Origin of the sequence: Sphingomonas tagetis (assembly GCF_024211275.1) — a bacterium.
Taxonomy (GTDB): Bacteria; Pseudomonadota; Alphaproteobacteria; order Sphingomonadales; family Sphingomonadaceae; genus Sphingomonas; species Sphingomonas tagetis.
In genome coordinates this window covers 136999-161117 of record NZ_JAMLDX010000002.1, presented here as the reverse complement: position 1 = coordinate 161117, position 24119 = coordinate 136999, and the positions used below count along the sequence as shown (strand labels likewise).

General features: G+C 66.5%; 19 protein-coding genes. 9 read left to right on the top strand and 10 right to left on the bottom strand.

From position 1 onward, the window contains the following. Positions 1-41: 41 nt before the first annotated feature. From M9978_RS03460 to M9978_RS03445, 4 genes are all read right to left on the bottom strand, one after another. Entirely contained in the window at positions 42-767 is a 726-nt protein-coding gene (locus M9978_RS03460) for a FadR/GntR family transcriptional regulator (RefSeq protein ID WP_254291463.1), read from the bottom strand. 276 nt (positions 768-1043) lie between these two features. Beyond that, the gene (locus M9978_RS03455; protein WP_254291462.1) at positions 1044-3806 is read right to left on the bottom strand and encodes a TonB-dependent receptor; all 2763 of its coding nucleotides are present in this window, start codon (positions 3804-3806) and stop codon (positions 1044-1046) included. 93 nt (positions 3807-3899) lie between these two features. Then, positions 3900-5159 carry an MFS transporter gene (locus M9978_RS03450; protein ID WP_254291461.1) on the bottom strand — a complete coding sequence of 420 codons (1260 nt, stop codon included), beginning with the start codon at positions 5157-5159 and terminating at the stop codon, positions 3900-3902. 38 nt (positions 5160-5197) lie between these two features. Further along, positions 5198-6349, bottom strand: coding sequence for a mandelate racemase/muconate lactonizing enzyme family protein (locus M9978_RS03445; RefSeq protein WP_254291460.1), 1152 nt, complete (start codon positions 6347-6349; stop codon positions 5198-5200). A 161-nt stretch (positions 6350-6510) separates the two neighbouring features. Between M9978_RS03445 and M9978_RS03440 the strand changes: the two genes are divergently transcribed. Next, positions 6511-7245 carry a FadR/GntR family transcriptional regulator gene (locus M9978_RS03440; RefSeq protein WP_254291459.1) on the top strand — a complete coding sequence of 245 codons (735 nt, stop codon included), beginning with the start codon at positions 6511-6513 and terminating at the stop codon, positions 7243-7245. A 140-nt stretch (positions 7246-7385) separates the two neighbouring features. Here M9978_RS03440 and M9978_RS03435 read toward each other — a convergent pair whose 3' ends face one another. After that, positions 7386-7742, bottom strand: coding sequence for an L-rhamnose mutarotase (locus tag M9978_RS03435; RefSeq protein ID WP_254291458.1), 357 nt, complete (start codon positions 7740-7742; stop codon positions 7386-7388). 88 nt (positions 7743-7830) lie between these two features. On the opposite strand from M9978_RS03435, the gene M9978_RS03430 reads away from it, so the two are divergent. The 8 genes from M9978_RS03430 (at position 7831) to M9978_RS03395 (ending at position 16278) form a co-directional block, all read left to right on the top strand. Next, on the top strand, positions 7831-9009 hold the full coding sequence (locus tag M9978_RS03430; protein ID WP_254291457.1) for an aldose 1-epimerase family protein: 1179 nt from the start codon (positions 7831-7833) through the stop codon (positions 9007-9009). After that, positions 9006-9761: an SDR family NAD(P)-dependent oxidoreductase gene (locus M9978_RS03425; RefSeq protein WP_254291456.1), complete on the top strand. Its 756-nt coding sequence runs from the start codon at positions 9006-9008 to the stop codon at positions 9759-9761. The genes M9978_RS03430 and M9978_RS03425 overlap by 4 nt, the downstream gene beginning before the upstream one ends. Positions 9762-9771: 10 nt before the next feature. Then, on the top strand, positions 9772-10965 hold the full coding sequence (locus tag M9978_RS03420) for a CaiB/BaiF CoA transferase family protein (protein WP_254291455.1): 1194 nt from the start codon (positions 9772-9774) through the stop codon (positions 10963-10965). After that, positions 10962-12074 (top strand): extracellular solute-binding protein, encoded by a 1113-nt coding sequence (locus tag M9978_RS03415; RefSeq protein WP_254291454.1) that lies wholly within the window; start codon positions 10962-10964, stop codon positions 12072-12074. Before M9978_RS03420 ends, M9978_RS03415 begins: the two co-directional genes overlap by 4 nt. Beyond that, positions 12071-12841 carry an enoyl-CoA hydratase/isomerase family protein gene (locus M9978_RS03410; protein WP_254291453.1) on the top strand — a complete coding sequence of 257 codons (771 nt, stop codon included), beginning with the start codon at positions 12071-12073 and terminating at the stop codon, positions 12839-12841. The genes M9978_RS03415 and M9978_RS03410 overlap by 4 nt, the downstream gene beginning before the upstream one ends. 9 nt (positions 12842-12850) lie before the next feature. Then, the gene (locus M9978_RS03405; protein WP_254291452.1) at positions 12851-13807 is read left to right on the top strand and encodes a 2-hydroxyacid dehydrogenase; all 957 of its coding nucleotides are present in this window, start codon (positions 12851-12853) and stop codon (positions 13805-13807) included. Then, positions 13791-14591 (top strand): kinase, encoded by an 801-nt coding sequence (locus tag M9978_RS03400; RefSeq protein ID WP_436977163.1) that lies wholly within the window; start codon positions 13791-13793, stop codon positions 14589-14591. The genes M9978_RS03405 and M9978_RS03400 overlap by 17 nt, the downstream gene beginning before the upstream one ends. A gap of 67 nt (positions 14592-14658) precedes the next feature. Continuing rightward, positions 14659-16278 (top strand): rhamnogalacturonidase, encoded by a 1620-nt coding sequence (locus tag M9978_RS03395; protein WP_254291451.1) that lies wholly within the window; start codon positions 14659-14661, stop codon positions 16276-16278. Between the two features lie 3 nt (positions 16279-16281). On the opposite strand, the gene M9978_RS03390 is transcribed toward M9978_RS03395, so the two are convergent. The 5 genes from M9978_RS03390 to M9978_RS03370 all read right to left on the bottom strand — a co-directional run bounded on the left by M9978_RS03390 (position 16282) and on the right by M9978_RS03370 (position 24043). Further along, the gene (locus M9978_RS03390) at positions 16282-17178 is read right to left on the bottom strand and encodes an iron-containing redox enzyme family protein (RefSeq protein WP_254291450.1); all 897 of its coding nucleotides are present in this window, start codon (positions 17176-17178) and stop codon (positions 16282-16284) included. 81 nt (positions 17179-17259) lie between these two features. After that, complete coding sequence (locus tag M9978_RS03385; protein WP_254291449.1) at positions 17260-20454, bottom strand: alpha-L-rhamnosidase; 3195 nt, start codon at positions 20452-20454, stop codon at positions 17260-17262. A gap of 2 nt (positions 20455-20456) precedes the next feature. Then, entirely contained in the window at positions 20457-21299 is an 843-nt protein-coding gene (locus M9978_RS03380) for a ThuA domain-containing protein (protein WP_254291448.1), read from the bottom strand. Positions 21300-21303: 4 nt separating this feature from the next. Beyond that, the gene (locus tag M9978_RS03375) at positions 21304-23289 is read right to left on the bottom strand and encodes a right-handed parallel beta-helix repeat-containing protein (protein WP_254291447.1); all 1986 of its coding nucleotides are present in this window, start codon (positions 23287-23289) and stop codon (positions 21304-21306) included. A gap of 25 nt (positions 23290-23314) precedes the next feature. After that, the gene (locus tag M9978_RS03370) at positions 23315-24043 is read right to left on the bottom strand and encodes an SDR family oxidoreductase (RefSeq protein WP_254291446.1); all 729 of its coding nucleotides are present in this window, start codon (positions 24041-24043) and stop codon (positions 23315-23317) included. Between the last annotated feature and the right edge of the window lie 76 nt (positions 24044-24119).

The window sequence follows — 24119 nt, the reverse complement described above, 5'->3', positions numbered from 1 at the left end:
AATAGTATTATTATTCGAGCGGCGCAATCGCGCCTCTGAAATCAAGCAAGGCCGCCGCGTGCAAAGCCTTCGCCGATCAGCGTGCGCATGGCGCGGGCAGCGCGGTCGCCGTCCCCGGACTCGATCGCCGCGGCGAGCTCGTCATGGCCGAGCAGGTCCGGATCGCCTTTCGCGGCGGGCTGGCGCATCTGGAACGACGCGGTCAGCGTGGTCTCGATCACGCCAGTGAGCGAGCTCATCAGCGCATTGCCCGACGCGCGTGCGATTGCCTTGCGGAAGTCGAGATCGGCGGCGGCGAAGGCGTCGCGGTTGCCGGCGGCGCGCATGGCGGTGAGGCTGTCGCGGATCGCGGCGAGATCTTCTTCGGTGCGGCGGGTCGCCGCGGCGCGCGCGGCGGCGGCGCCGATCGCGATGCGCACTTCGGCGAGATCGGTGAGGAAGCCGAGATCGAGGCCCTGCTCGACCTTCCACGCCAGCACGTCGGCGTCGAAATAATTCCAGTGCGTGCTGTCGAGCACGGTGGTGCCGACGCGCGGCTTGGCGGCGATGAAGCCCTTGGCCTTGAGCGTCTTGTTCACCTCGCGCAGCACGGTCCGCGAGATTTCGAAACGCGCGAGCATGTCGTCCTCGGCGAGCTTGGTGCCCGGTTCGAGCTCGCCCGACAGGATCTCGGTGCCGAGCACGCGTGCGACCTGGTCGTGGCTGGAGCGCGCAACGCCGCGCATCATGTCGCGCCGGCTGCCCTTGAGTTCGGGGATCTGCTTCAAGCGTCGCGTCCGATCGTGGCTGTTCGCGCTCTTATGCGGGGAAAAATACTACTTTTCCATCCGGCAAATTCGGACGTCCGAAAAAGGAGGCGCCCCGGCACGTGTTGCGGCGTGCCGGGGCGCAGATTTTCGCTCCGGGGAGGGAGCGAAGGGGGGTGCCTTTGTTGGTTCGGCAAGCCGAACCGGTTGCGGTGCCGGCCCGCTCCCTACCCGACCACCCATCAAGGATACTGACGTGGGTGGCCGGGTGGGGGAGCGGGCCGGTGCCGCGCTACATCAGAAGCGCGTTCTGACGCCGGCCGAGATACGTCGGCCGGTGGTGCGGTATTCCTTGGTGCGGTCTTCGCTCACCGAGTAGATGAACTCCTTGGCATTGTTGAGGTTCACCGCATCGGCGAAGACCGTGAAGTTCTTCGTGATGTCGTAGGAAACGCCGACATCGAGCTGGCCATAGGCGTCGAAATATTCCGGCTCGCCGTTACGGCCCGACGCGATCTGCAGGAAGTTGTCGCGATAGGTGTAGGCGACGCGTGCGGTGAGGCCGTATTTCTCGTAGAAGCCGACGAGGCTGTACGAGTTCTTCGACAGCCCCTCGAGCCCGAACGTCACGTTGGCGACCGCGTTGCGATATTCTGCGTTCGAGTCGGTGAAGTTGTAGCTCGCCTGCACGCCGAAGCCGTCGAACGGGGCGGGCAGCCAGTTGTCGAACGACTGGCGATAGCCGATCTCGAAGCCCTTCACGACCGCACCGGCGCCGTTGCTGGGCACGGTGACCTGGAAGGTGACCTGGTCGACGCGCTGGGGTGAGGTCGTCAGCGTCACGAAGGACTGGATGTCCTTGTAGAACGCCGCCGCCGAGATCAGCGAGCCGGGGGCGAAATACCATTCGACGCCGCCCTCGACCTGGTTCGCGCGGAACGGCTGAAGGTCGGGGTTGCCGCGGCGGATCGTCTCGTTGCCGGGGTTGGTCTGGATCGTCTGGCGCGGCGACAGGTCCGACAGCGTCGGGCGCGTCATCACCTTCGACGCGGCGATGCGGACCAGCAGGTCGTCGGTCAGGTTGAGCCGCGCGTTGAGCGAGGGCAGCCAGTCGCGATACTTGCCGCGGAAGCTGACCGGGACGATCGGCGAGACGGTGATGATGTTCTGGCCCTGACCGTTCGGGACGGCGCTGAGGATGGTGCGCGAGGCGCCGGCCGAGGTATAGTCGGTATCCTCGTAACGCAGGCCGACATTCACCGCGAGCGGCAGGCCGCCGACTTCGGTGTCGAGCGACGCCATGAGATAGCCGCCCCAGACCTTCTCGTTGACCTGCGACGAAGCCGAGGCCGACGGCGTGGCCGGGTTGAAGGTGCGGCCGTCGGCGGTCGCGAACTGATCGACCTGAAGCACCAGCGCGCGCGGGTCGTAGATCACCCAGTCGCGCAAGATGTTGCCGCCGCTGCCCTCGAAGAAGTTGCGGTTGGTGGGCGAGAACAGGGCGGCGGGAAGGACGCGGTCCGATCCGCAATAGGCGCATTGCTCACCGAACGGCATTTCGTCGGCGGTGATCGTCTTGATGCGGCTCTGCTTGAACAGGCCGGCATAGAAGGTCAGGTCGCCCTTGCCCGGGTTCCATTCGACGTCTGCCTTATATTCCTCGATCTCGTCGTCGATGTTCGAACCGCCGCCCCAGATGTAATAATGCGCGGTGATGCCCTGCGAGCTGGTCGCCGCGTTGGCATAGTTGGGGCTGGACAGCGTGTAGTCGTAGATCGGGCTGCCGCTGCGCCGATCGTAGGAATAGTCGATATTCTTGCGGCGGATGGTGGTGAAGAGGTTGTTCTCCTTGCCGCGGCGGCGCGCGTCGGAGACCGAGCCGTCGAGGCGGACGCGCAGCGTGTCGGTAGGGTTCCAGTCGATGTTGATGCCGAACTGGTCGGTGGTCACGTTGCGGTCGTCATACTGGATGATCTGATCGACGAAGCCGCCGGTGACGCGCTGGTACAGCGTCTTGCCGCCGGTCTGCACGCCGTTGACGATGCTGCCGCCCGACACGACATGCTCGGCCAGCGTGCCGCCGGAGAAGTCATAGGCGAGGCCGGTCTGCTGCTCGCGGAAGCGCGCGCGCGAATAGAGCGTGTCGACCGTGACGGTCAGCGTCTCGCTCGGGCGCATCTGCACCGAGCCGTTGACGGCCCAGCGCGTCAGGTCGCGTTCGAAGAAGAAGGGCGACAGGTTCGACGGAGCATCGACGCCGGTGAACGGCGTCACGCCCGCGGCGAGTCGGCCGAACCAATATTCGTTGGCGGGGCGGCCGGCGGCGGCGTTGGCGGCGAGGCTGCCGCGCTTCACATGGCCCGCGCCGATGGTGAATTCGTCGTAGCGGCTTTCCTGCTCGGAATAGACGCCGGCGAGCGCGACGCCGAAGCTGCCGGATTCATTCTTCCAGCTGGCGACGCCGGAGAATTCCGGGTTCCAGCTCTTCGCCAGTTCCGAATACATGCCGGTGGCCGAAGCGGCGACCTTGAAGCCTTCCTTCTGGTCGAGCGGACGCAGCGTCTTGACGTTGATCGTCGCGCCGATCGACGAGCCCATGAAGTTCGCCTGCGGCGACTTGTACACGTCGGCGCCCGAGATGACCTCCGACGGGATCACGTCGAACGAGAATTCGCGGCCGTTATTGTCGGTGGCGAGCGTGCGGCCGTTGACGGTGACCGCGTTGAACTTGGGCCCGAAGCCGCGAACGGTGACGAAGCGGCCTTCGCCGCGGTTGCGCTCGATCGTCACGCCGGTGATGCGCTGGAGCGATTCGGCGACATTCTGGTCGGGCAGCTTGCCGAGATCCTCGGCGACGATCGAATCGACCACCGAGACCGAGTTGCGCTTGATGTCGATCGCGGCGCGCTCCGCAGCGCGGATGCCGGTGACGACGATCGCCTCCTCTTCCTCCGCCGGGGCGGCGGCGGGCGTGTCCTGCGCCAGTGCCGGCGCGGTGATCAGCGCGCTGCCAGCAGCAGCGAGAAACAGTGAACGGCGAAATACGAGACGTTGCCGCATGGGAATCCCCTCCAAGAAATATTGATTAGTGTGACTAATGCCAGCGTTGGACGCTGGAGTCAAATGACATAACATGTATTACAAGTTTGCGGATTAGCGCACCGACTTGATCGGAAAGACGCAGATCGCCGAGCCGAACACGAAGATCACCGCCGCCCAGAAGATCGTGCGGTAATCGTTGCCGAACGCGCTGAGCAGCACCGCGGCCATCACCGGGCTGATGATCTGCGGGATGTTGACCGCGGTGGTGAGGATGCCGAGGTCCTTGCCCTCGTCGCCCAGCGCGCTCTTGGGCAGCACCTGAGTCATCAGCGCCATGTCGATCGACATGAACATGCCGTAGCCGACGCCGATGATCGCGGCATAGATCCACATGCCCTGCATGTTGGGCAGCGCCAGCGGGGCGACCATCGCGCAGCCCATGATCAGGCTGCCGAGAATCACGAACGGCTTGCGCGCCTGGAACTTGTCGGAGAGCCAGCCGGAAATGAGCGAGGATGCGACCAGACAGATCAACGTGACGATCGCCATGTTGGCGATGGCGATATTCGACTCGGCGTTCCCGAGACCGATATAGTCGCGCAGGATGTAGAGCAGATACGCCGCGACCGCCTGATAGCCCATATAGATGAAGAAGCGGCTGGCGAAGGCCCAGGCGAAATCGGGATGCTCGCGCGGGCTGATCCAGAAGCCCTTGAGGAACTCACCCCAATGGATCGGGCGGCGGGGCAGGGCGTCGCTCGGCGGCTCGCGGTTGAGCGCGACGAAGGCGAGGCAGGAGGCGGCGATGGCGCCGGCGAACAGGCCATAGGCGAGCACGCGTTCGCCCGCGAGATAGCCGGCGACGACGGTGCCGGCGGTGAGGCCGGCGGTCATGCCCGCGCCGACGATCCCCGATACGCCGCCGCGCGTCTCCGGCGCGAAGCGGTCGGCGATCAGCGTCGTCATCGCGGGCTGCATCGAATTATAGGCGACCGCCGCCATCACCCACAGCACCATCAGCGACCAGAAGCTGGTCATCCACGACACGCCAAACAGCGCGAGCGAACCGATCAGCGAGGCGATTGCGATCCACGGCGAGCGGCGGCCCCAGCGGCTGCGCGTGCGGTCCGACAGCGCGCCGGCGATCGGGGTGGTGAGCGTCGAGAAGATCGAGGTGATGAAGAAGATGAGGGCGAGGTTGTTGGCTTTAGACCCTTCGTCGAGCTCGGCGATCTGGTTGGGCAGGAGCACGCCGAGCACGCCACTGTAGAGCGCCATCAGCAGGAAGAAATTGACCATCAGCGACAGCTGCAGCTTCATGCGCTGCGGGCCGAGCACATAGGACGGGGTGGTCGCTGCGGCCGTGGCCATCATTGCTCTCCAGTGGTCTTGTTCTGCTTTGCGTCTTCTTATTCGGCGGCGAGCGGCCCGTCGGGGACCAGCCTGAGGCCAGCCTTGCGCGAGCGCTTATGCGGGCCGCCATTGCTGTTCCAGCCCCCGGCAGTGGCGTTGGTCAATGCCGCCTCGTCGAGCTCGATGCCGAGCCCCGGGGCGTCGCCGAGGCGGATGCCGCCGTCGCCGATCTGCTGATCGACCGTGAGGCCGGCGGGCCAGTTCACGTCCTGCACCTCGAGCCCGATCATGTTGGGCAGCGCCGCCGCGGCATGCGCGCACGGATTGCAGTCATAGCCGACCGGCGACACGGGCAGGTCGCGCGAATGCGCCGCTGCGGCGACGCGCAGCAAATGCGTGATGCCCCACACGCTGCCGGTCTGGACGACATCGACCGCCTTCGCATCGAACAATGGCGCGAACTGATCGAGGCCAGTCAGATTCTCGCCCGTCGCGACCGCCGCGCGAGATGCGCGCGAGATGCGCGCGAGACCAGCAGCATCCCAGCGCCGCACCGGCTCCTCGATCCAGGTGAGGTCGAGCTGCTTCTCGATCTCGGCGAGGTGGCGGATCGCCTGCTTGGCGTTCCACGCTTCATTGACGTCGAGCATCATCGCCGGACGCGAGGTGTTGGCCGAGAGGATGTCGCGCGCCGCGAGCAGCCGTTCGATATCGCGCGCAACATCCTTGCCGCCCTTGATCTTGGCCGATGCGAAGCCGCGCTCCGCCCAGCCGCGATAATGGGTGGCGAAGGCATCGTCGTCGAGCCCGTAGCACAGGCCCGAGGCATAGCCCGGCACGAAACGGTCGAGCGCGCCGAGCGTGCGCCACAGCGGTTCGTCCGCCATCTTGGCTTTCAGGTCCCACAGCGCCATGTCGACCGCGGCGATCGCGCCATAGGTCGCGCCGGCATGGCCGCTCTTGAAGACATGGGCGAGCATCGAATCGTAGAGCGCGGTGACCGCGCGCGGATCCTTGCCTTCCACAGCGGGGAAGACGCGGTCGACATCCGCATGCTGGCCCAGGCCGATGCCGGTCAGTCCGCCGTCGGTTTCGAGGATCAGGATCGGCACCTCGGTGATCCCGCACGCCACGACGCCGTTCACATCGCCGACCGGGCGGCCCCAGTCGTGCGTCGTCGTCAGGCTGCGATAACCAGTGATCTTCATGCGCGTCGGCATCCCCTCGCCAGGCGCCGTGCCGCCTGTCTGTCCAGTTGTATTATGTATGATCTATCCAAATCCGCAAGCCCCCAGTTGCTGCCGAGACTTGACGCTGCGGCGGTTGCGGTTCCATCCGTGGCGCAAGAAGGCGAGAACGAGAGAAGCGAATGAACGACGAAGCTGCCGCCGCCCCGCAACGCGTCCGCCGACGCCCGCGCCTGTCGACCGCGGTGGTCGAGGATCTGGTGAACGCGATCGTGATGGGCACGTATCCGATCGGCACCGCGCTGCCGCCCGAGAACATGCTGTGCGACATGTACGATGTCAGCCGCACCGTGGTGCGCGAGGCGACGACGGCGCTGACCGAAAAGGGGCTGGTGGTCTCGCAGCAGGGGCGCGGCACGATCGTGCGCGACGGGCGGGCGTGGAACATGCTCGACCCGATGATCCTGTCGGCACTGTTCCAGGGCGAAGAGGGGCTGCGTTATCTCGACAATCTGTCGGAGGTGCGCACGTTGCTGGAATCGGCGATGGCGGCGAAGGCGGCTGCGAATGTGACGCCCGAGTCGGTCGCCGAGCTGACCGCGCAGATCGAGAAGCTGGAGGGGCTGGTGGCGATGCCCTCGGCCTATGTCCATGAGGACCTCAAGTTCCACGACATCATCATGCGCATGTCCGGCGACCGGCTGAGCAAGGCGATCATCGACGGCATCCAGTCCGAAGCGCTGCGCACCCACGGCTATTCGGGCAAGCTGTCGGTCGAGCATGTCCGGGCGACGCAGGAGGCGCATCGCAAGGTGTATGAGGCGATCGCGGCCGGGGATGCGGATGGCGCGTCGGCGGCGATGCGGGAGCATATCGCCGGGTCGTGGGACAAGCGCAGGGCGCAGCCGCGGGGTTGATCGCCCTTGAACTTCCCTCGTCACCCCGGCCTTGTGCCGGGGTCCACCGGGCGGCAGGCATTGCCCGTGGAGGCTCAGCGGGCACGACAAGCGGCTTGGTGGACCCCGGCACAAGGCCGGGGTGACGGGTTGGGTGGGTTTTAGGGCTGCTCGCCCAGCGAATAGATTCTGTCCAGCTCGACCCAGGTCTGATTGGGTGCGAACGGCAATGACTTCTGAAACCCCGCCATCAGCGCGTCCCATGCGGCGACGTCGGGATCGGCGGTGTCGCGGGCACGTTTGGTCTCAGGATCGGGCGCACGGGCGGGGTCCTGCTCCATCACCATGAACAGCCGGTCGCCAGCCCACCAGATTTCGAGCGACTCAACCCCATCCGCGCGGATCGCGGTGTTGACGGCGGCGGGCGGACCGCCGGGTTCGTGCCATTTGCGATAGGCGGCGATCCGCTCGGGATCGTCGTGCAGATCGACGGCGAAGCAGCGGCGGATGAGCGGCATTTCGACAATCTCCAATCGCATCGATTGACGCGGTGCCCCATCCTGCCTTAAACATCATACGTCTTACAACATAAGATGGAGCGGATGGGTGCCTGACCTATATGGCGAACGTATCGCCCGGCGCGAGCTTGCCGCGCGGTCGGGTTCCCTGTCGCAATTTGCCGGCGTGCGGCTCTCGACGCTCGGCGACGGAGTCGAGCGCGGGGTGCGGCAGCTCGAGTTCCGCACCGGATCGGGGCTGCGCTTCACGGTGCTGGTCGACCGCGCGATGGATATCGCCGAGTGCGAGCATAATGGGCGCGCGGTGGGGTGGCACTCGCCGTCGGGGTTCCGGCATCCGGGGTTGCATGATTATGAGGGCGAGGGCGGGCTGGGCTGGTTCCGGTCGATGTCCGGCCTGCTGATTACCTGCGGGCTCGACCATGTGCTGTTCATGCATGACGATCCGGCGGGGCATTATTTCTACGGCCCGCGCGAGAAGGTGTCGTCATCGCTGCATGGGCGCGTGGGGACGATTCCCGCGAAGCTGACCGGCTATGGCGAGACGTGGGACGGCGACGAATGCGTGCTGTGGGCCGAGGGCATCGTTCAGCAATCGACGGTGTTCGGCGAGGATCTTCATCTGATCCGCCGGATCGAGGCGGATGTCGGCGGCAACGAGATCCGGCTGACCGACCGCGTGGTCAATCACGGCTTTTACCGCACGCCGCATATGTATTGCTACCACATCAATGTCAGCCATCCGGTGGTGGCGGAGGGGTCGCGCTATGTCGCGCCGGTCCGCGACGTGATCTGGGCGGCGCATGAGGGCAAGTATCGCGAGCAGGGTGTGGGCTATCGCACGCTGCCGGCGCCGATCGTCAATTTCCACGAGCAGGTGTGGCAGCATGACATGGCCGCCGATGCCGCCGGCAAGGTCAACGTGGCGTTGGTCAATGAGGCGCTCGGTTTCGGGTTCGAGGTCGAGACGCGCAAGGACCAGTTCCCGGCAATGTTCGAGTGGCAAAACCTTCATGCCGGCCATTATGCGGTGGGGATCGAGCCTTCGACCAACCATGTCATGGGCAAGGATTTCGCGCGCGAGCGCGGCGAGCTGATCTGGCTCGAGCATGGCGATGAGCGGCGTTACGACAGCGTGTTTCGCGTGCTGCCGGATGCCGAAGCGGTCGCCGATGCGGTGGCGCGGATCGAGGGCGTCGTGACGCAGCCGGCCGATGAGTATCCCGCCCCGTCGGGTGTGTTTCCGCCGATCGGAGCGGCCAAGTGAAGGGGCGGGTGGTCCTCTACACCGGCGCCGCTGGCGGGCTGGGGCTCGATACCACGCTGCTGCTGCTCGAGCGCGGCGCGAGCGTGGTGGCGATCGACAATGACCTGACCAAGGTTGCGGCGTTGCAGGCGGCGGCGCCAAAAAAAGGCAACGGCGCCAAAGGCGAACTGATCGTCTCGACCGCCGACCTGTCCGATCTCGCCGGCTTCCGCGCGACGCTGGACGGGCTGATCGAGCGTGCCGGCGGGTTCGACGTGGTGATCAACAATGCCGCGATCTATCCGTCCAAGCCGTTCGAGGACTATTTGATCGAGGAGCATCAGGCGGTGCAGCGCGTCAATGTCGACGCCGGCATCGTCGCGGTGCAGGCGGCGCTGCCGGGGATGCGGGCCAAGGGTTTCGGGCGGATCATCAACGTGTCGAGCATCACGCTGTCGGGCGGCTGGGCGAATTTGTCGCCTTACGTGGCGTCGAAGATGGCGCTGGTCGGGCTGACGCGGGCCTGGGCGCGTGAATTCGGCCCCTATGGGGTGACGGTCAACGCAATCGCCCCCGGTGCCTTCCCGACCGACGCCGAGAAAATCCACCCCGACCCTGAGGGCTATAACCGCATGGTGCTCGACGCGCAGTCGATCAAGCGCCGCGGCAATGCCCATGACATCGCCAACGCCATCGCCTTTTTCGCGAGCGACGAGTCCGGTTTCGTCACCGGGCAGACGCTGCACGTAAACGGCGGCTGGACAATGAATTAAAGGACGAAAAGTGCAGAATATCCTGAGCGGCATCCGCGTGCTCGATTGCTCGATCGCGATGGCCGGGCCGTTCGCGGCGCAGCGCATGGGCGACATGGGCGCCGATGTGGTCAAGGTCGAGCCGGTTACCGGCGAGTGGCAGCGCCATGCCCCGGCAGGCGGCGCGGCGGGCAATGAGGTGTGCGTGTCGTTCCTGTCGCTCAACCGCAACAAGCGGTCGCTGGCGATCGACCTCAAGGCGCCCGAAGGCAAGGCGCTGCTGCTCGAGCTGGTCAAGGACGCCGACGTGTTCCTGCAGAACTACCGCCCCGGCGTCGCCGAGCGGCTGGGGGTGGATTATGCGACGCTGTCGGCGATCAACCCGAAGCTGATCTATGTCTCGATGTCGGGCTATGGCGAGGATGGGCCGTATCGTTTTCATCCGGGGCAGGACCTGCTGTTGCAGGGCATGTCGGGGGCGATGATGTCGGCGGGTGTGGATGGCGCCCCGCCCTCGGCCGCGGGGCAGTATCTGGTCGACGCGATCACCGCCTATTCGGCGTTCGAGGGCGCGCTGGCCGCGCTGTTCCATCGCGAACGCACCGGCGAGGGGCAGCTGGTACAGGTCAACATGCTCGACGCGATCACCACGATCCAGATGCAGGAATTGTCGGTGTTCACCGTCGGCGGCGTGCCGCAGGGCCGCTCGGCCGAGCCGCATGCGCACAGCTATATCCGCTCGCCCTATGGCGTGTTCGCGACCGCGGACGGTTATATCACGCTGGCGATGGCGTCCTATGCCAAGCTGGCCGAGCTGTTCGGCGATCCGTTCTTCGAGGGGCTGGAGGACCAGCGCGACGGCTGGCGGCTGCGCGACGAGATTTTCGCCAAGGTGCGCGAGAATCTGGTGAAGCGGACCAGCGCCGAGTGGCTGGAGGCGATGCTGGCGCGCGATATCTGGGCGGGGCCGGTCTATGGCTATGCCGATCTGGTCGATGATGCGCAGATCAAGCACAACGGCACCTTCGTGGAGTATGATCACCGCACCGAGGGGCGGGTGAAGGTGCCGGGCTTCCCGATCCGCTTTTCCAAGACGCCGTCGACGATCGAGCGCGGCGCGCCTTTGGTGGGTGAGCATAGCCGCGAGGTGCTGGAGGAAGCGGGACTGGACGCGGCGGCGATCGACAAGCTGATCGGTGCGGGCGTGGTCAAGCAGCACGGATGAGCGCGCCGAGCTATCGCGGGCTGACCTGGGACCATCCGCGCGGGTACAATGCGCTGGCGGCTGCGGCGGCGCGTGCGGGGGATGTGTTGATCGCGTGGGAGAAGCAGCCGCTGGAGGGGTTCGAATCGCATCCGATCGCGGACCTTTGCGCGCGCTATGATCTGGTCGTGCTGGATCATCCGCATGTCGGTGAAGCGGTGGCGGGCGATTGCCTGATGCCGGTCGAGGATTTGTTCGGCGCGGACGAGATCGCGGCGTGGCGGGCGGCGGTCGCGGGGCCTTCGCTTGCGAGCTATCACTATTCTGGAAGGCACTGGGCGCTGCCGCTCGATGCGGCGACGCAGGTGATGGCGTATCGGCGTGATACGATAGCGAGGCCACCGGCAAACTGGACCGAATTGCCGGACTTTGCTGCGCAGCATAAGGTCGCGCTGTCGCTGGCCGGGCCGCATACGATCCTGAGTTTTCAGTCGATCTGTGGGGCGCTCGGCGCAGGGCGTGCGGGCGACGACTTCGTTGATCGAGCGATTGCGCGCGAAGCCTTTGCGCTGATGGCGGCGCTGACCGGCGACGTGACCGTGCGGGCGCAGGGGTTGAACCCGATCGCGATGCTGGGCGCGATCGAGCGCGGCGAGGGGATCGACCTGTGCCCGCTGATATATGGCTATGTGAATTATGCGACGCGTGGTGTCGGGTTTGCCGATGCGCCGGCCGGGCCGGGCGGGCGGATCGGATCGACGCTCGGCGGCACCGGGATCGCCGTGTCCAGGCGGTGCGAGGTGACGCCGGCACTGCTCGATCATCTGCGCTGGCTGATGTCGGACGCGGTGCAGCGCGGCTTCATTCCGCAGCATGACGGGCAGCCGGCGCTGCGTTCGGCTTGGCAGGATGCGGCGGTGAACGCGGCGACAGGCAATTTCTTCGCCGACACGCTGGCGACGGTCGAGGCCGCTTTACTGCGCCCGCGGCACGACGGCGCCATCGCCTTCCAGACAGCGGCGTCGGCGCGGCTGCGCGCTGCGCTGCTGTCCGGCGAAACCGCGGATCCCGTGCTCGACGATATCGAAGCCCTTTACCGCACCCATCACCCGGCCGGAGCCGAGACATGACCGACGATCTGCTGTTCACCGTGGCCGACCATGTCGCCACCATCACCCTCAACCGCCCGGCCAAGCTCAATGCGTTGACGCCCGAAATGGCGGCGGCGCTGATCGCGGCGGTCAGCGAGTGCAATGGCAGCGACGCGGTGCGCTGCGTGGTGATCACCGGGGCCGGGGAGAAGGCGTTCTCGGCCGGGTCCGACATCACCACGCTCGATGGCTATGCGACGCCATGGGACTTCAGGAATCGCGACGATTATTGCGATGCGCTGCGCGCCTGCCGCAAGCCGGTGATCGCAGCGGTCAACGGTTATGCGCTGGGCGGCGGGCTGGAGACGGCGATGGCGGCGGATATCCGCATCGCCAGCACCAATGCGCGGTTTGCGGCGCCGGAGATCAAGCTGGGCTGGATCGGCGGCGGCGGGATGGCGGCGGGGCTGACCTATGCCGCTGGGCCTTCGAATGCAGCGCTGATGCTGCTGACCGGGGATATGGTTTCGGCCGAGCAGGCGCTGGCCTGGGGGCTGGTGAGCGAGGTGGTGGCGCCCGACGCGCTGCTGTCCCGCGCGCAGGAGATTGCGGCGACGATCGCGTCGCGGGCACCGATTGCAGCGGAAACGGCGAAGCTCAACCTGCGCGCGTCGCATACCATGCCGTGGGACAAGGCGATCGAATATGAGCGGGACTTGCAGGCGATCTGCTTCGCGACCGAGGATGCGAAGGAAGGCCGAGCGGCTTTTGCCGAGAAGCGTGCGCCGGTGTTCCGGCGGCGCTAGGGTAGTCGCGTGACCAAGCCGAAGATCCTGCTCACCCGCCGCTGGCCCGAAGCCGTCGAGGCGCGGCTGGCGGCGAGCTATGACGTGACGTTGAACGAGGCCGACGTGCCGCTGGACGCGGCGGCATTGGCGGTGGCGATGCGCGAACATGACGCGCTGTGCCCAACGGTGACCGACAAGATACCGCGCGAGGTCATCCTGACCGAGGACCGCCGGGCGCGGATCATCGGCAACTATGGCGCGGGCTTCGAGCATATCGATCTCGATGCCGCTCGCGAGGCGGGGGTGGCCATCACCAACACGCCCGACGTGCTGACCGACGCGACCGCCGATATCGCGATGGCGCTGATCCTGATGGCGACGCGGCGCGCGGGCGAGGGCGAGCGCGAGCTGCGCGCCGGCGAATGGAGCGGCTGGCGGCCGACGCATCTGCTCGGGCGGTCGCTGCGCGGCAAGGTGCTGGGGCTGGTCGGCTATGGCCGGATCGCGCGCGCGGTGGCGGAACGCGCGGTGGCGTTCGGGATGACGGTGGTCGTGCACAGCCGCAGCCGTGCGGACGATGTCGCGCCGGATGCCTATCATTCGACGCTAGAGAGCTTGCTGCGCGTGTCCGATGTCGTGTCGCTGCATGCGCCCGGGGGCTCGGCGACGCGGCACATGATCGATGCGGCGGCATTGCAGACGATGAAGCGCGATGCGGTGCTGGTGAATACCGGGCGCGGGACGCTGATCGATGAGGCGGCATTGGCGGTGGCGTTACGCGACGGCGTCATCGCCGCGGCGGGGCTCGACGTGTACGAGCGCGAGCCGGCGGTCGAGGCGGCGTTGACCAGCCTGCCGAACGCCGTGCTGCTCCCGCATCTCGGCTCGGCGACGCTGGAGACGCGCGAGGCGATGGGGATGAAGGTGGCCGACAATCTCGACGCCTTCTTCGCCGGGCGCGAGCCGTTTGACCGCATCGCTTGAGATCGTTGCCGATGCGGTGACGCGCTGGCTGGACGAGGGTCCGTGCCCGCTGATTCTGGGGGTGTGCGGCTCGCAGGGCAGCGGCAAATCGACGCTTGCGAATGCGCTGCTCGAGCGGTTCGCGGGACAGGGTCTGTGCGTTGCTACGCTGTCGCTGGATGACCTTTATCTGGGCAAGGCGGCGCGTGCAGAACTGGCGCGTGCGGTGCATCCATTGCTCGCGACGCGCGGCGTGCCGCTCACGCATGACGTGGAGCGGGGCTGCGCAATTCTCGATGCTGCGAAGGCGGGCTTGTCGTTCGAACTGCCGCGCTTCGACAAGGCCAGCGACGAGCCGCTGGCGCGGGGTGAGCGCGTGGACGGGCCGCTCGACTTGCTGATCTTCGAGGGCTGGTGCGTGGGTGCGGCTGCGGAAGACGGCGTCGAACTCGTGACGCCGGTCAACGATCTCGAACGCGAAGAAGACGAAGACGGCGTCTGGCGCCGCGCCGTCAACGCTGCGCTCGCTGGACCCTATCAATCGCTGTTTGCGCGGATCGACCGGTTGGTGCTGCTCGCCGCGCCGGGCTTCGAGGTCGTGCGCGCATGGCGAACGCAACAGGAGCATGAGTTGCGCGATCGGCTTGCCGCCGATGGCCGCGATCCTGGGCTGGCGATGGACGACCAGGCAATCGGCCGCTTCATCGCACATTATGAGCGGATTACGCGCGCGATCCTGCGCGAAATGCCGGCACGCGCCGATCTGACGGTGCAGCTCGATGAAATGCGAAACGCAAAAACCTGACATACAGGTTGCGCGCCACCGCGACATAATTCATCATACAACAATAAGGATAATGACAGGAGGCGGAATGCTGGAGCGTGCCGAGTTCAGCAGGCGTGCCGCGATGGCCGGGTTCGGTGTGGCGATGGCAGCCGGCGCGATGCCGGTGCGCGCGACAGGATCGCTGACGGGCTTCCACAATGTCCGCGACTATGGCGCGAAGGGCGATGGCAGGGCGGTGGATTCGCCTGCCTTCAACCGCGCGATCGAGGCTGCGAGCGCGAAGGGCGGCGGGACGATCGTGGTGCCTCCGGGGCGGTATCTGTGCTTCTCGATCCGGCTCAAGAGTCACATCACGCTCGTGCTGATGCCGGGTTCGGTGATCGAGGCGGCGAGCCCGGACCGGCACAAGGGCCGGTATGACTTGCCCGAGGGCGTCTATGAGGAGCAGTTCGTCGATTATGGCCTCGCGCATTTTCACAACAGCCTGATCTATGGCGACGGCGTCAGCGACATCGCGATTATCGGACAGGGGTTGCTGCACGGGCTGGGCCTCGACCGCGAGGGGCCGGCACAGGGCTGGCATGGCGTCCCCGGCTGGAAGTCGCCGCGCGAGCGCGGGATGACGCCGGATGAGGCCCGCCGCGCCAATCCTGAAGAGATGAAATATGAGGGGCGCGGCAACAAGGCGATCGGGCTGACGCGCTGCCGCAACATACTGCTCAAGGATTTCTCGATCCTGCAGGGCGGGCATTTCGCCTGCTATGCGATCGGCTGTACCAATTTGCGGATCGACGGGCTGACGGTCGATACCGACCGCGACGGCATCGACGTCGATTGCTGCCGCGACGTGCGCGTGACCAATTGCGTGGTCAACGCGCCCAAGGACGACGCGATCTGCCTCAAGAGCAGCTATGGCCTGCAGGAACCGCGCCTGTGCGAGGACGTGCAGGTGATCGGCTGCAAGACCAGCGGCTATCTGCTGGGGTCGGTTCTCGACGGGACGTACCAGCGCTCGCCCTATGTCTCGACCGACAAGGTCGGCGTGCTCGGGCGGATCAAGCTGGGGACGGACTCGGTCGCGGGATTCCGCAACGTGCTGATTGCCGACTGCATCTGCGAAAACTCGCGCGGGCTGCAATTGGGCGCGATCGACGGCGGGGTGCTGGAGGACGTGACCTTCCGCGACATCAACCTCGTCAATCCGGTCAACCATCCGATCTTCCTGCGCCTGTCCGCGCGCAACCGGGCGCCGAAGGGTGCGGGGGTGGCCAGGGTGCGGCGGGTGCGCTTCACCGATATCCAGGTGTCGGGCGCGCGGATGGAATATCCGTGCGGCGTGGTCGGCATCGCCGACGGGATCATCGAGGATGTGAGCTTTCGCGGCGTCAACGTGACCGCGGCGGGCGGCGGGACGCCGGCAGACGCTGCGCGCGAGGTGCCGGAGCGGCGCAATTCGAGCCTCGAGCCGAGCTTCATGGGAACGCTGCCGGCGCATGGCTTGTACGCGCGGCATGTCCGCAATTTGAGCGTCGTCGATTGCGGGTTCGATACCGCTACGCCTGACGCCCGCCCGGCGGCCGTGCTCGAAAATGTGAATGGCGCGGTCATCGATCGGCTCGCCTCGCCAAAGCCGCGCGCGGGCGCGGTGCGGGCGAGTGCGGGAAGCCGCAACGTGACGGTGGGGTCGGTCGCGACGTCGGCCTGACCGCTATCCCCAGAGCATGCCGCGATAGGCGTCGAAGCAGCGTGCGCCGCAGTACAGGCGGATCAGCGCGCCTTCCGCGATGGCCGTGGCGCGCTTCGGGTCCTCCTCGACCGCGGGCCGGATCGCTTCCTTGTTCCAGGCGGCGCTGTGCTTGACGTCGAGCACGGCATGGACCGAGAAATATCGTCGCTCCTTGCCCGAGAAGCCGAGCCGTTTGAGGCCATCGGCGACCATCGCCGAACGCCCCGGCGCGGTGAGCTCGATCACGCCGAGCGCGCCGACCGAATGCCAGGCATAACGGCGCGTGGACGCCATCGCGGTCATCGCATTGGCGAGGCACAGGCTCTCCCACACCGTGCGCTCGATCGACGGATCGACCTTGAGCGTCTCAACCAGCGCGTCGAGCATCGGGCCGTGCATGCCGATCTGCGTGCCGTGGCCCATTTCGTCCCAGTAATTGCGCGCAAGCTCGAGCTTGGGGCGGGTGGGCAGCTTGACCTGAGTCATCGCGACGAGATCGTCGAACCCGGCTTCGCCCGCGGCTTCCTGTTCGAAGAACCAGCGGAACTGGTCGATATCGGCGGTGTCGCGGAGCCAGGGGAAGAGCGGGTCGCCCTGGCCGGGACCGGTCTCCATCAGGCCTTCGAACCACAGCATGAACCCATCCGGATCGGTCGGCGCGGTGGCGGCTTCGTCGATCACCTGCGCGCGCAATTCCTCAAGGAACGCGCCTTCCAGCCGCTGCATGCGGACGTCGCGGTCGAGGGTCCGCTGCCAGTCGGCGGCGGGAAAGCCGGGTGAAAGCCGCTCGTGATTCCAATGCGCCAGACCGCGCTGGAAGCTCGGGGTGAGAAACTGCGATTCCGCGGGCGCATCGCCGCGAATGAACCGGGTTGCCATGAAAGATATCTCCTATTGGCCTGGAAAACATAGGAGAAGGGGCAAGGGTTCCCGGTCTTGACGTGTGTTAGCGCGATCCGGTCAGGCGGTGTCGAAACGATAATTGCCGGAGCCTGCTTCGATCACGAGGCGACCGTTTCGGATGCCCTGAATGGCGATCCCGGTTCGTCGTGCGAGTGGCTGCCCGCTTTCGCGCACGCGATCGGGAGACGTGGCGGGGAGGTGGAGTTCGGCGATCGTGTTGGCCGGCACATGAAGCTGCGCGGTGAAGCTGCCATCGGGGCGAAGCGCCCACGCGGTCTCGATCCGCCCCATCGCGCTGTCGTAGCGTGCGCCGCCCGTGGGTACGCGCGGATCGAGCACCGGATCGAAGCGCCAGCGGGCGAAGCCGGGCGCGAGCGGGTCGATCCCGGCGATGCGGCGGAAGACGAAGCCGTTCACCGCGCCGAGCGCATAGTGATTGTACGAGTTCATCTCAGCATTGCTGGTGTCGGCGTTCCAGCGCTCCCAGATCGTGGTCGCGCCGGCCTTGATCATATGGCCCCAGGAGGGGAGTTCGGTGCGCAACAGCAAGTCGTAGACGAGGCTGGCGTGGCCAGTGTCGGCGAGCGCGTCGAGGCTGAAGGGGGTGCCGAGGAAACCGGTCGAGATCAGCGTGCCGCGGCGGCGGATATCGGCGGCGAGCCTGGTTGCAGCGGCGCTGCGCAGCTTGTCCGGCACCAGCCCGAAATGCAGCGCGAGAATGTAGCCGCAATGCGAGCCGTTGCCGACGCTGCCGTCGGAGCGGACGAACTCACGCTGGAAGGCGCGGGCGATATCGGCGGCCAGTGCGGCATAGGTCTTCGCGTCGGCGGTGCGGCCGGTGGCGGCCGCCATGTCGGCGAGCTTCGCGGCGGACCGCTGCCACATCGCGGTGGCGATCAGAGCCTTGGGCGTGGTTTCGTCGCCCGCTTCCTTCGCGTCGAACGCGACCCAGTCGCCATAGTCATAGCCGCGCTTGGTCCGCCAGACCAGGTCGGGATTGTTGGCGCGGAGATAGTCGAGATAGCGGGTCATCGACGCCCAATGTTCACCGATGATCGCGGTGTCGCCATAGCGCTGCCACACCGTCCAGGGCAGGATCACCCCGGCATCGGCCCAGCCGGGCGAGGTGCCGTTCGAATAGTCGCGCCAGCCCGAGGGGGCATAGTCGGGATATTCGCCTTTCGGTCCCTGCGCGTCGCGCATGTCGCGCAGATAGCGGCGAGTGAAGGCGGCGACGTCCATGTTGAACGCGGCGGCGTCCCAGAACACCATCGCGTCGCCGGTCCAGCCAAGCCGCTCGTCGCGCTGCGGGCAATCGGTCGGGATACCGAAGAAGTTGCTGCGCTGGCTCCACAGCGTGTTGCGCCACAGGCCGGTGATGATCGGGTCATCGACGCGCAGCAGGCTTGTCTCGCCGAGGTCGCTGGAGACGACGACGCCTTCGAACTCGTCGGCGGTCGGCGCGCGGCCGAGGCCGGTCAGTTCGGCATAGCGGAAGCCGAAATAGGTGAAGCGGGGTTCGTAGCTTTCGGGGGGGGCATCGCCGCGGAAGGTGTAGCTGTTGGTGGCTTCGGCGGTGCGCAGATTCTTGCGGCTGACGCTGCCGTCGGGGTTCAGGATTTCGGCGAAGCGCAGGGTGAGCTTGCGCCCTGCCTCGCCCTTTGCCTTGATGCGGATCCAGCCGGCGAAATTCTGGCCGAAGTCGAGCGTGTAGGCGTCCGGGCCGACCTGCCTGACCGACTTGAGCGGCACGGTGCGGACGCGGCGGAGCGGCGGGCCGGCGTTCGCCTTGACCTCGCATGGCGGGGCGGCGCCGATCTGAGCGGGGCGCCAGCCGCTGGGGTCGAAGCCGGGCGACGACCAGCCGCGTTGCTCGCGGCGGGCGTCATAGTCCTCGCCATAGTAGATTTCGGCCTTCACCACCGGGGCGGCTTCGGACAGGCGCCAATTGTCGTCGGTGGCGACGATCTGGGTGGAGCCGTCGATATAGGTCAGCTCAAGTTGGGCAATGAGCCGCAGCGGCGGCGGGCCGAAGGCGAAGCGGCCGGCGAGGCCGTGGAAGCTGCCATACCAGCCATCGGTGACCATGGCGCCGATCGCGTTCGCGCCGGGACGCAGCAGCGCGGTCACGTCATAGGCGCGGTAGAGGACGGTATCGCGATAGTCGGTGCTCTCCGGCGTCAGCAGCGCGTCGCCGACGCGGCGGCCGTTGATCTCCGCCTCGAACGCGCCGAGCGAGGTGGCATAGAGGCGGGCGCGGGCAATGGGTTTGGACGCGGTGAAGTCGCGCCGGAGGAGGAAGGCGCCGCAGCCGGGAAAGGCCTGGAGCTGGTATTTGCTGGGCTCGGCGAGCGGCCATTGGCTGTCGTTAAATGCGGTGGCCTGCCAGCCTTGGGGCGCATTGAGCGTGGTGCGCGCGCCGCTGGTGGTGATGTGCCGGTCGCCAGCGCGGACCAGCAGCGCCGTCGCGCATTCCTTCAGCTTGCGCTCGTTGAAGCCGCGCGGGTCCTTGACCGCGACGGCGATCACGTGGCGACCGGCGGGCAGGTCGTGCGTGGTGACGGCAGGCGGCTCGGAGCCCGAGCGCGTGTCGCGATTGGGGCCGCGGTGGATTTGTTCGCCATCGATCCAGAGCGTGGCGGGGAAGTTGCAGACCGAGATGAGGGTCACCGGCCCGGCCTTGGGCAGGTCGAAGGCGAGGCGGAAATAGCGGGGGGTCTTGTCCTTTGAGCGGTCGCCGCGGACCCACAGCAAGCCGGCTTCGCGATCGGCTTTCGCGAGCGGTGTCTCGGCGGCGATCCATCGGGCTTGCCAGTCGCCGCGGTCGAGCAGCGCCATTTCCCAGCGCGCGGGCTGGCTGGTGGCGGCGCGGCCGCGCGCGTCGCGGACGGTGACTCGCCAATGGACGATGCGGCGCGAGGTGAGCGGCTTGCCGGCATAGGGGATGTCGAGCGATGCGGCGCTGGCGACTTCGCCGCTGTCCCACAGGTCTGGCTGGCCGGCACGGAGCAATTCGAGGGTGCTGGCGGCCTCGATCCGGTAATGTGTCTGGCAGACATTTCGGTCGCGGCTTTCGAGGCGCCACGACAGATGCGGGGCGCGGTCGTCGATTCCGATCGGATTGGTCAGGCCTTGTGCCTTCAGCCCGGTGACGTCGAGTGCACCGGGGGCGAGCGCGGCGGCGGCGGCGACGAGCGTGGCGCCGGCGACGCCCGCGCCTTGCAGGACGTGCCGCCGGTTGATCCGCTTCATCGTCATCTCCCGCAGCCCCTGGCTTCGCGCCGCACTGCCCAGCGGATCGCGCCGGCGATCAATGTCTGATGCAGCGGCTCGGCATAGGTTTCCGCCTTGTGGCCGAGCGACGAGAAGAACATGCGCCCGCGGCCGATGCACCGAGCCCAGACGATCGGGTGCGGCTTGCCCATGCGCACGCGTTCGGGGAAGGGATCGTAGCTCGTCTCATCGACCGTCGCGAGGATGCGGGTGCCGTGGCCGGTGGGGATACGGTCGAACGAATACCATTCCTCAGTTCGCACCCATTTGGCGGGGAGGCTTCGCGTCGCTGGATGGCTGCGATCCACTTCGATCGTCGCCTGCTGGAACTGTTTGGGGCGGCCGGTATGGCCGATGAACTGCGCGCCGATCAGCGTTTCGGGCCACCAGCGCCAGGCATAGTCGGGATCGCCGCCCGCGCCGTGGAGCAGCACCACGCCACCGCCGCGCTCGACCCACGATCTGAACGCGGCGCGCTGGGCGGGGGTGAAGATGTCGCCGCTCGTCGAGTTGAACACGATCGCCGAAAAGCGGGCGAGGTCTTGCGGATTGACGATCGCAGCGTTCTCGGTCTCGAACACGTCGCGGCTCTGGCTGCGGACGAGCGTCGTCAGGACGGTCTTCGCGGCGGCGATCTGCTGGGGGTCGCGGAAGCCGTTGGTCTTGGAGAGGACCAGCACCGCGCCGGGCCGCAGCCTGGGCAGTGCTGGCGGTACGGAATCCATCACCGGCGTCGGCCAGTTGCGCGGGTCGCGCGGTGGCGGGGTGTAGGGCGTGACTTGCGCAGCCAGCGCGGCGAGGGCGATCAGGTTGCGCAGGATCACCGGGCTACTTCCTCGGCCCTGCGGCCTCGATCACCTTGCGCGCCTCGGCCGGCCAGTTGCGGTCGGGGACCAGGAAATTGCCGCGCGCGTCATTGCCGATCTCGGGCAGCCAGCGTCCGCCGGTCGACATCGAATTGTGCCAGTTGCCGGACGCGCGGTTGTCGGTCGAGATCTTGCGCGCATACATCTTGCCGGCAGTGTTGATGTTGAGCCACTTGCCGCCGGTCTCGACGACGTTGCCGGTCACGGTGAAGTGCTTGCTACCTTCGTCGAGATAGATCGCGATGCGGTTCGAGATGTCGAAGATGTGGTTGTTGCGGATCACCGAATTGGGATTGGCCGACAGATTGTAGATCGCGCCGCCATCCTCGTACCACAGCTTCACGCCATGGATGCGGTTGCCCTCGACCAGCGTGTTGCGCAGCGTGGTGGGCGTCGTGAACTTCGGGTTGTGGACATAGCCCTTGGCGTTCTCGTCGTAATTCGGGTTGCCGCCGGCGTCGTTATAGCCCCAGCCCCAGCCGACCGCGATCGCGTCATAGGGGGCGTCGCTGATGTCGTTGTGCAGGATCTTCGCGCCGTCGATGTACGTCGTGAGGATCGCGGCGTTGTCCTTATAGTCCTGGCTGACGGTGACGACGGTGTTGTCCTCGATCACCAGGTTGCGGTTGATGAGGTTGGGGTCGGCCGGATGATGCGCGTCGGTGCGGACGCCGCCGGCCATGATCGCCCCGCCCGAGAGCGTGCTGAAGCGGTTGCGTGCGACGCGGATGTTGCTGGTGGCGAGGCCGATGCCGGTCAGATGAGCGTGGGGCTCGTTGCCGATGCCGAGCGCGATCTGGCCGAGTTGGGTGAACTCGTTGCCTTCGAACGTCACGTCACGCGCGGCGGAAACCTGCACCGCGGCGGGCATCTGGTGCCATTTGAGGCGCATCGATTCGAACTCGACACAGCCCCAGCCGCACTTTTCCCATGCGTCCTTGGGTCGGATCGGGGAGGCGTCGCTGAGGTAGGAGCCGCTCTGCTGATTGGCATAGCCAGTCGGTTTGCTCGGCCCCATCCAGGAACTGTGCGCGAAGGTCAGGCCGCGGAAGGTGAGGCGCTCGACCGGCGCGGCAGGGGTGCCGCTGATCGAGACCAATGTTTCGAGCGTAGGGACGACGACCTTGAGGTCCCTGATGTCCTCGTCGATGCCGGTGCGAAGGTAGAGCTTGCCCGCCTGCGGATCGATCACCCACTGGTGATAGCGCGCGTGCCAGTCGTTGGTCTTGCCGATGAACTCCAGCGCGTTGACCAGAAACAGGCGCGAATCCTCGGGGAAGATCGGCTTGCTGATCGTGTCATAGCCCCATGTGTTGTTGTCCCAGGCCGGCTGCTGCATCGTGATGCGCGTGCCGTCGATCGACTTCACCGGCGAATAGCGGTCGGTGAAGAAGCCAGTCGCTTCCAGCTCGAGCCGGTCGGGGCGGGCGAGCTTGCCGATATAAGCGTATTTGGGGTTGGTGATCTCGAAGCCGCTGGCGCCGAACTTCACGTCGGAGGATCTGAGCTCGATCCACGGGCGTTCGGCGACGGTGCCGTTGACCCAGATCTGGCGGGTGTCGAGACCCTTGGGGGTGGCGGCGACGTAGATGCGCTCCTTCTCGTCGTGGAGCGTAAAGCCGGCGACTTCGATGCCGGAGGAAATGACCGGCTTGGCGCCATCGGCCGCGCGCCATTCGACCTTCCGGCCATTGAGGCCGCCATCGGCGCGGCGGAAGATCAGCGGGGCGGTCAGCTTGTAGCTGCCGTCGGCGAGGATGACGGTGACGTCGTCCCTGGCGTTCTTCGCGCGGACCAGCGCCTGCGCGCGTTCGAGGCTGCGGACGGGTTTCGCCTGGGTGCCCGGATTGCGGTCGTCGCCGGCGGGCGCGACATGCACCGTCACCTGCGCCATCGCAGTGGAAGCGCTCAGCAGCGCGGCGGCCAGCGCCAGCGTCCGTGCGATCATTTCTACCCTCTCCAGTTCGATCTTGTCAGTTCACCCAGCCGCCGTCGATCACGTTGACGGTGCCGGTGGTGAAGGCGCTCTCGTCCGAGGCGAGATAGACGGCGAGCGCCGCCAGCTCGCTCGGGCGGCCGAAGCGGCCCATCGCCTGGCGCGCGGTGAATTCGGCATAGGCTTTCTCGAAATCGCCGGTGTCGTGCAGCCGCTGGATCAGCGACGGCGTCTCGACCGTGCCGGGGCAGATCGCGTTGCAGCGGATGCCGCTGGTCACATAATCGATCGCGACCGACTTGGTGATCCCGATCACCGCGGCCTTGGTCGCGCCATAGGCGAAGCGGTTGGGCACCGCCTTGATGCTGGAGCAGACCGAGGACATGTTGATGATCGAGCCCCCGCCGCGCGCGATCATGTTGGGCAGCACGGCGCGGATCATGCGATATTGCGCGGTGACGTTAAGCGAATAGGCGAAGTCCCACTGGTCTTCTTCGCAATCGAGGATCGTGCCGGCATGGACGACGCCCGCGCAATTGTAGAGCACGTTGAGCTCGGGATAGTCGGCAGCGATCGTCTTCACCGCGTCCTTGTCGGTCACGTCGAGTTCGCGCGTTTCGGCGCCTTCGAGACCCTCGAGCGCCTCGGCGCGGACGTCGGTGGCGATCACCCGGGCGCCTTCGCGCACGAATGCTTCGGCGGTGGCCCGGCCGATGCCCTGGCCCGCAGCGGTCACCAGTGCGATCTTGCCTTCCAGACGGCCCATCATACTCTCCCAAGGGGTAATGCGGCATGGACATGCTCGCGAACATTCGTATGATGAATTATGTTTGAGCCTCATG

What these genes read in the sequence shown, in the direction of transcription:
- M9978_RS03455 (WP_254291462.1), bottom strand. Translation starts at nt 3,806, where the DNA reads ATGCGGCAACGTCTCGTATTTCGCCGTTCACTGTTTCTCGCTGCTGCT.
- M9978_RS03450 (WP_254291461.1), bottom strand. Translation starts at nt 5,159, where the DNA reads ATGGCCACGGCCGCAGCGACCACCCCGTCCTATGTGCTCGGCCCGCAG.
- M9978_RS03445 (WP_254291460.1), bottom strand. Translation starts at nt 6,349, where the DNA reads ATGAAGATCACTGGTTATCGCAGCCTGACGACGACGCACGACTGGGGC.
- M9978_RS03440 (WP_254291459.1), top strand. Translation starts at nt 6,511, where the DNA reads ATGAACGACGAAGCTGCCGCCGCCCCGCAACGCGTCCGCCGACGCCCG.
- M9978_RS03435 (WP_254291458.1), bottom strand. Translation starts at nt 7,742, where the DNA reads ATGCCGCTCATCCGCCGCTGCTTCGCCGTCGATCTGCACGACGATCCC.
- M9978_RS03415 (WP_254291454.1), top strand. Translation starts at nt 10,962, where the DNA reads ATGAGCGCGCCGAGCTATCGCGGGCTGACCTGGGACCATCCGCGCGGG.
- M9978_RS03410 (WP_254291453.1), top strand. Translation starts at nt 12,071, where the DNA reads ATGACCGACGATCTGCTGTTCACCGTGGCCGACCATGTCGCCACCATC.
- M9978_RS03395 (WP_254291451.1), top strand. Translation starts at nt 14,659, where the DNA reads ATGCTGGAGCGTGCCGAGTTCAGCAGGCGTGCCGCGATGGCCGGGTTC.
- M9978_RS03390 (WP_254291450.1), bottom strand. Translation starts at nt 17,178, where the DNA reads ATGGCAACCCGGTTCATTCGCGGCGATGCGCCCGCGGAATCGCAGTTT.
- M9978_RS03385 (WP_254291449.1), bottom strand. Translation starts at nt 20,454, where the DNA reads ATGAAGCGGATCAACCGGCGGCACGTCCTGCAAGGCGCGGGCGTCGCC.
- M9978_RS03375 (WP_254291447.1), bottom strand. Translation starts at nt 23,289, where the DNA reads ATGATCGCACGGACGCTGGCGCTGGCCGCCGCGCTGCTGAGCGCTTCC.
- M9978_RS03370 (WP_254291446.1), bottom strand. Translation starts at nt 24,043, where the DNA reads ATGGGCCGTCTGGAAGGCAAGATCGCACTGGTGACCGCTGCGGGCCAG.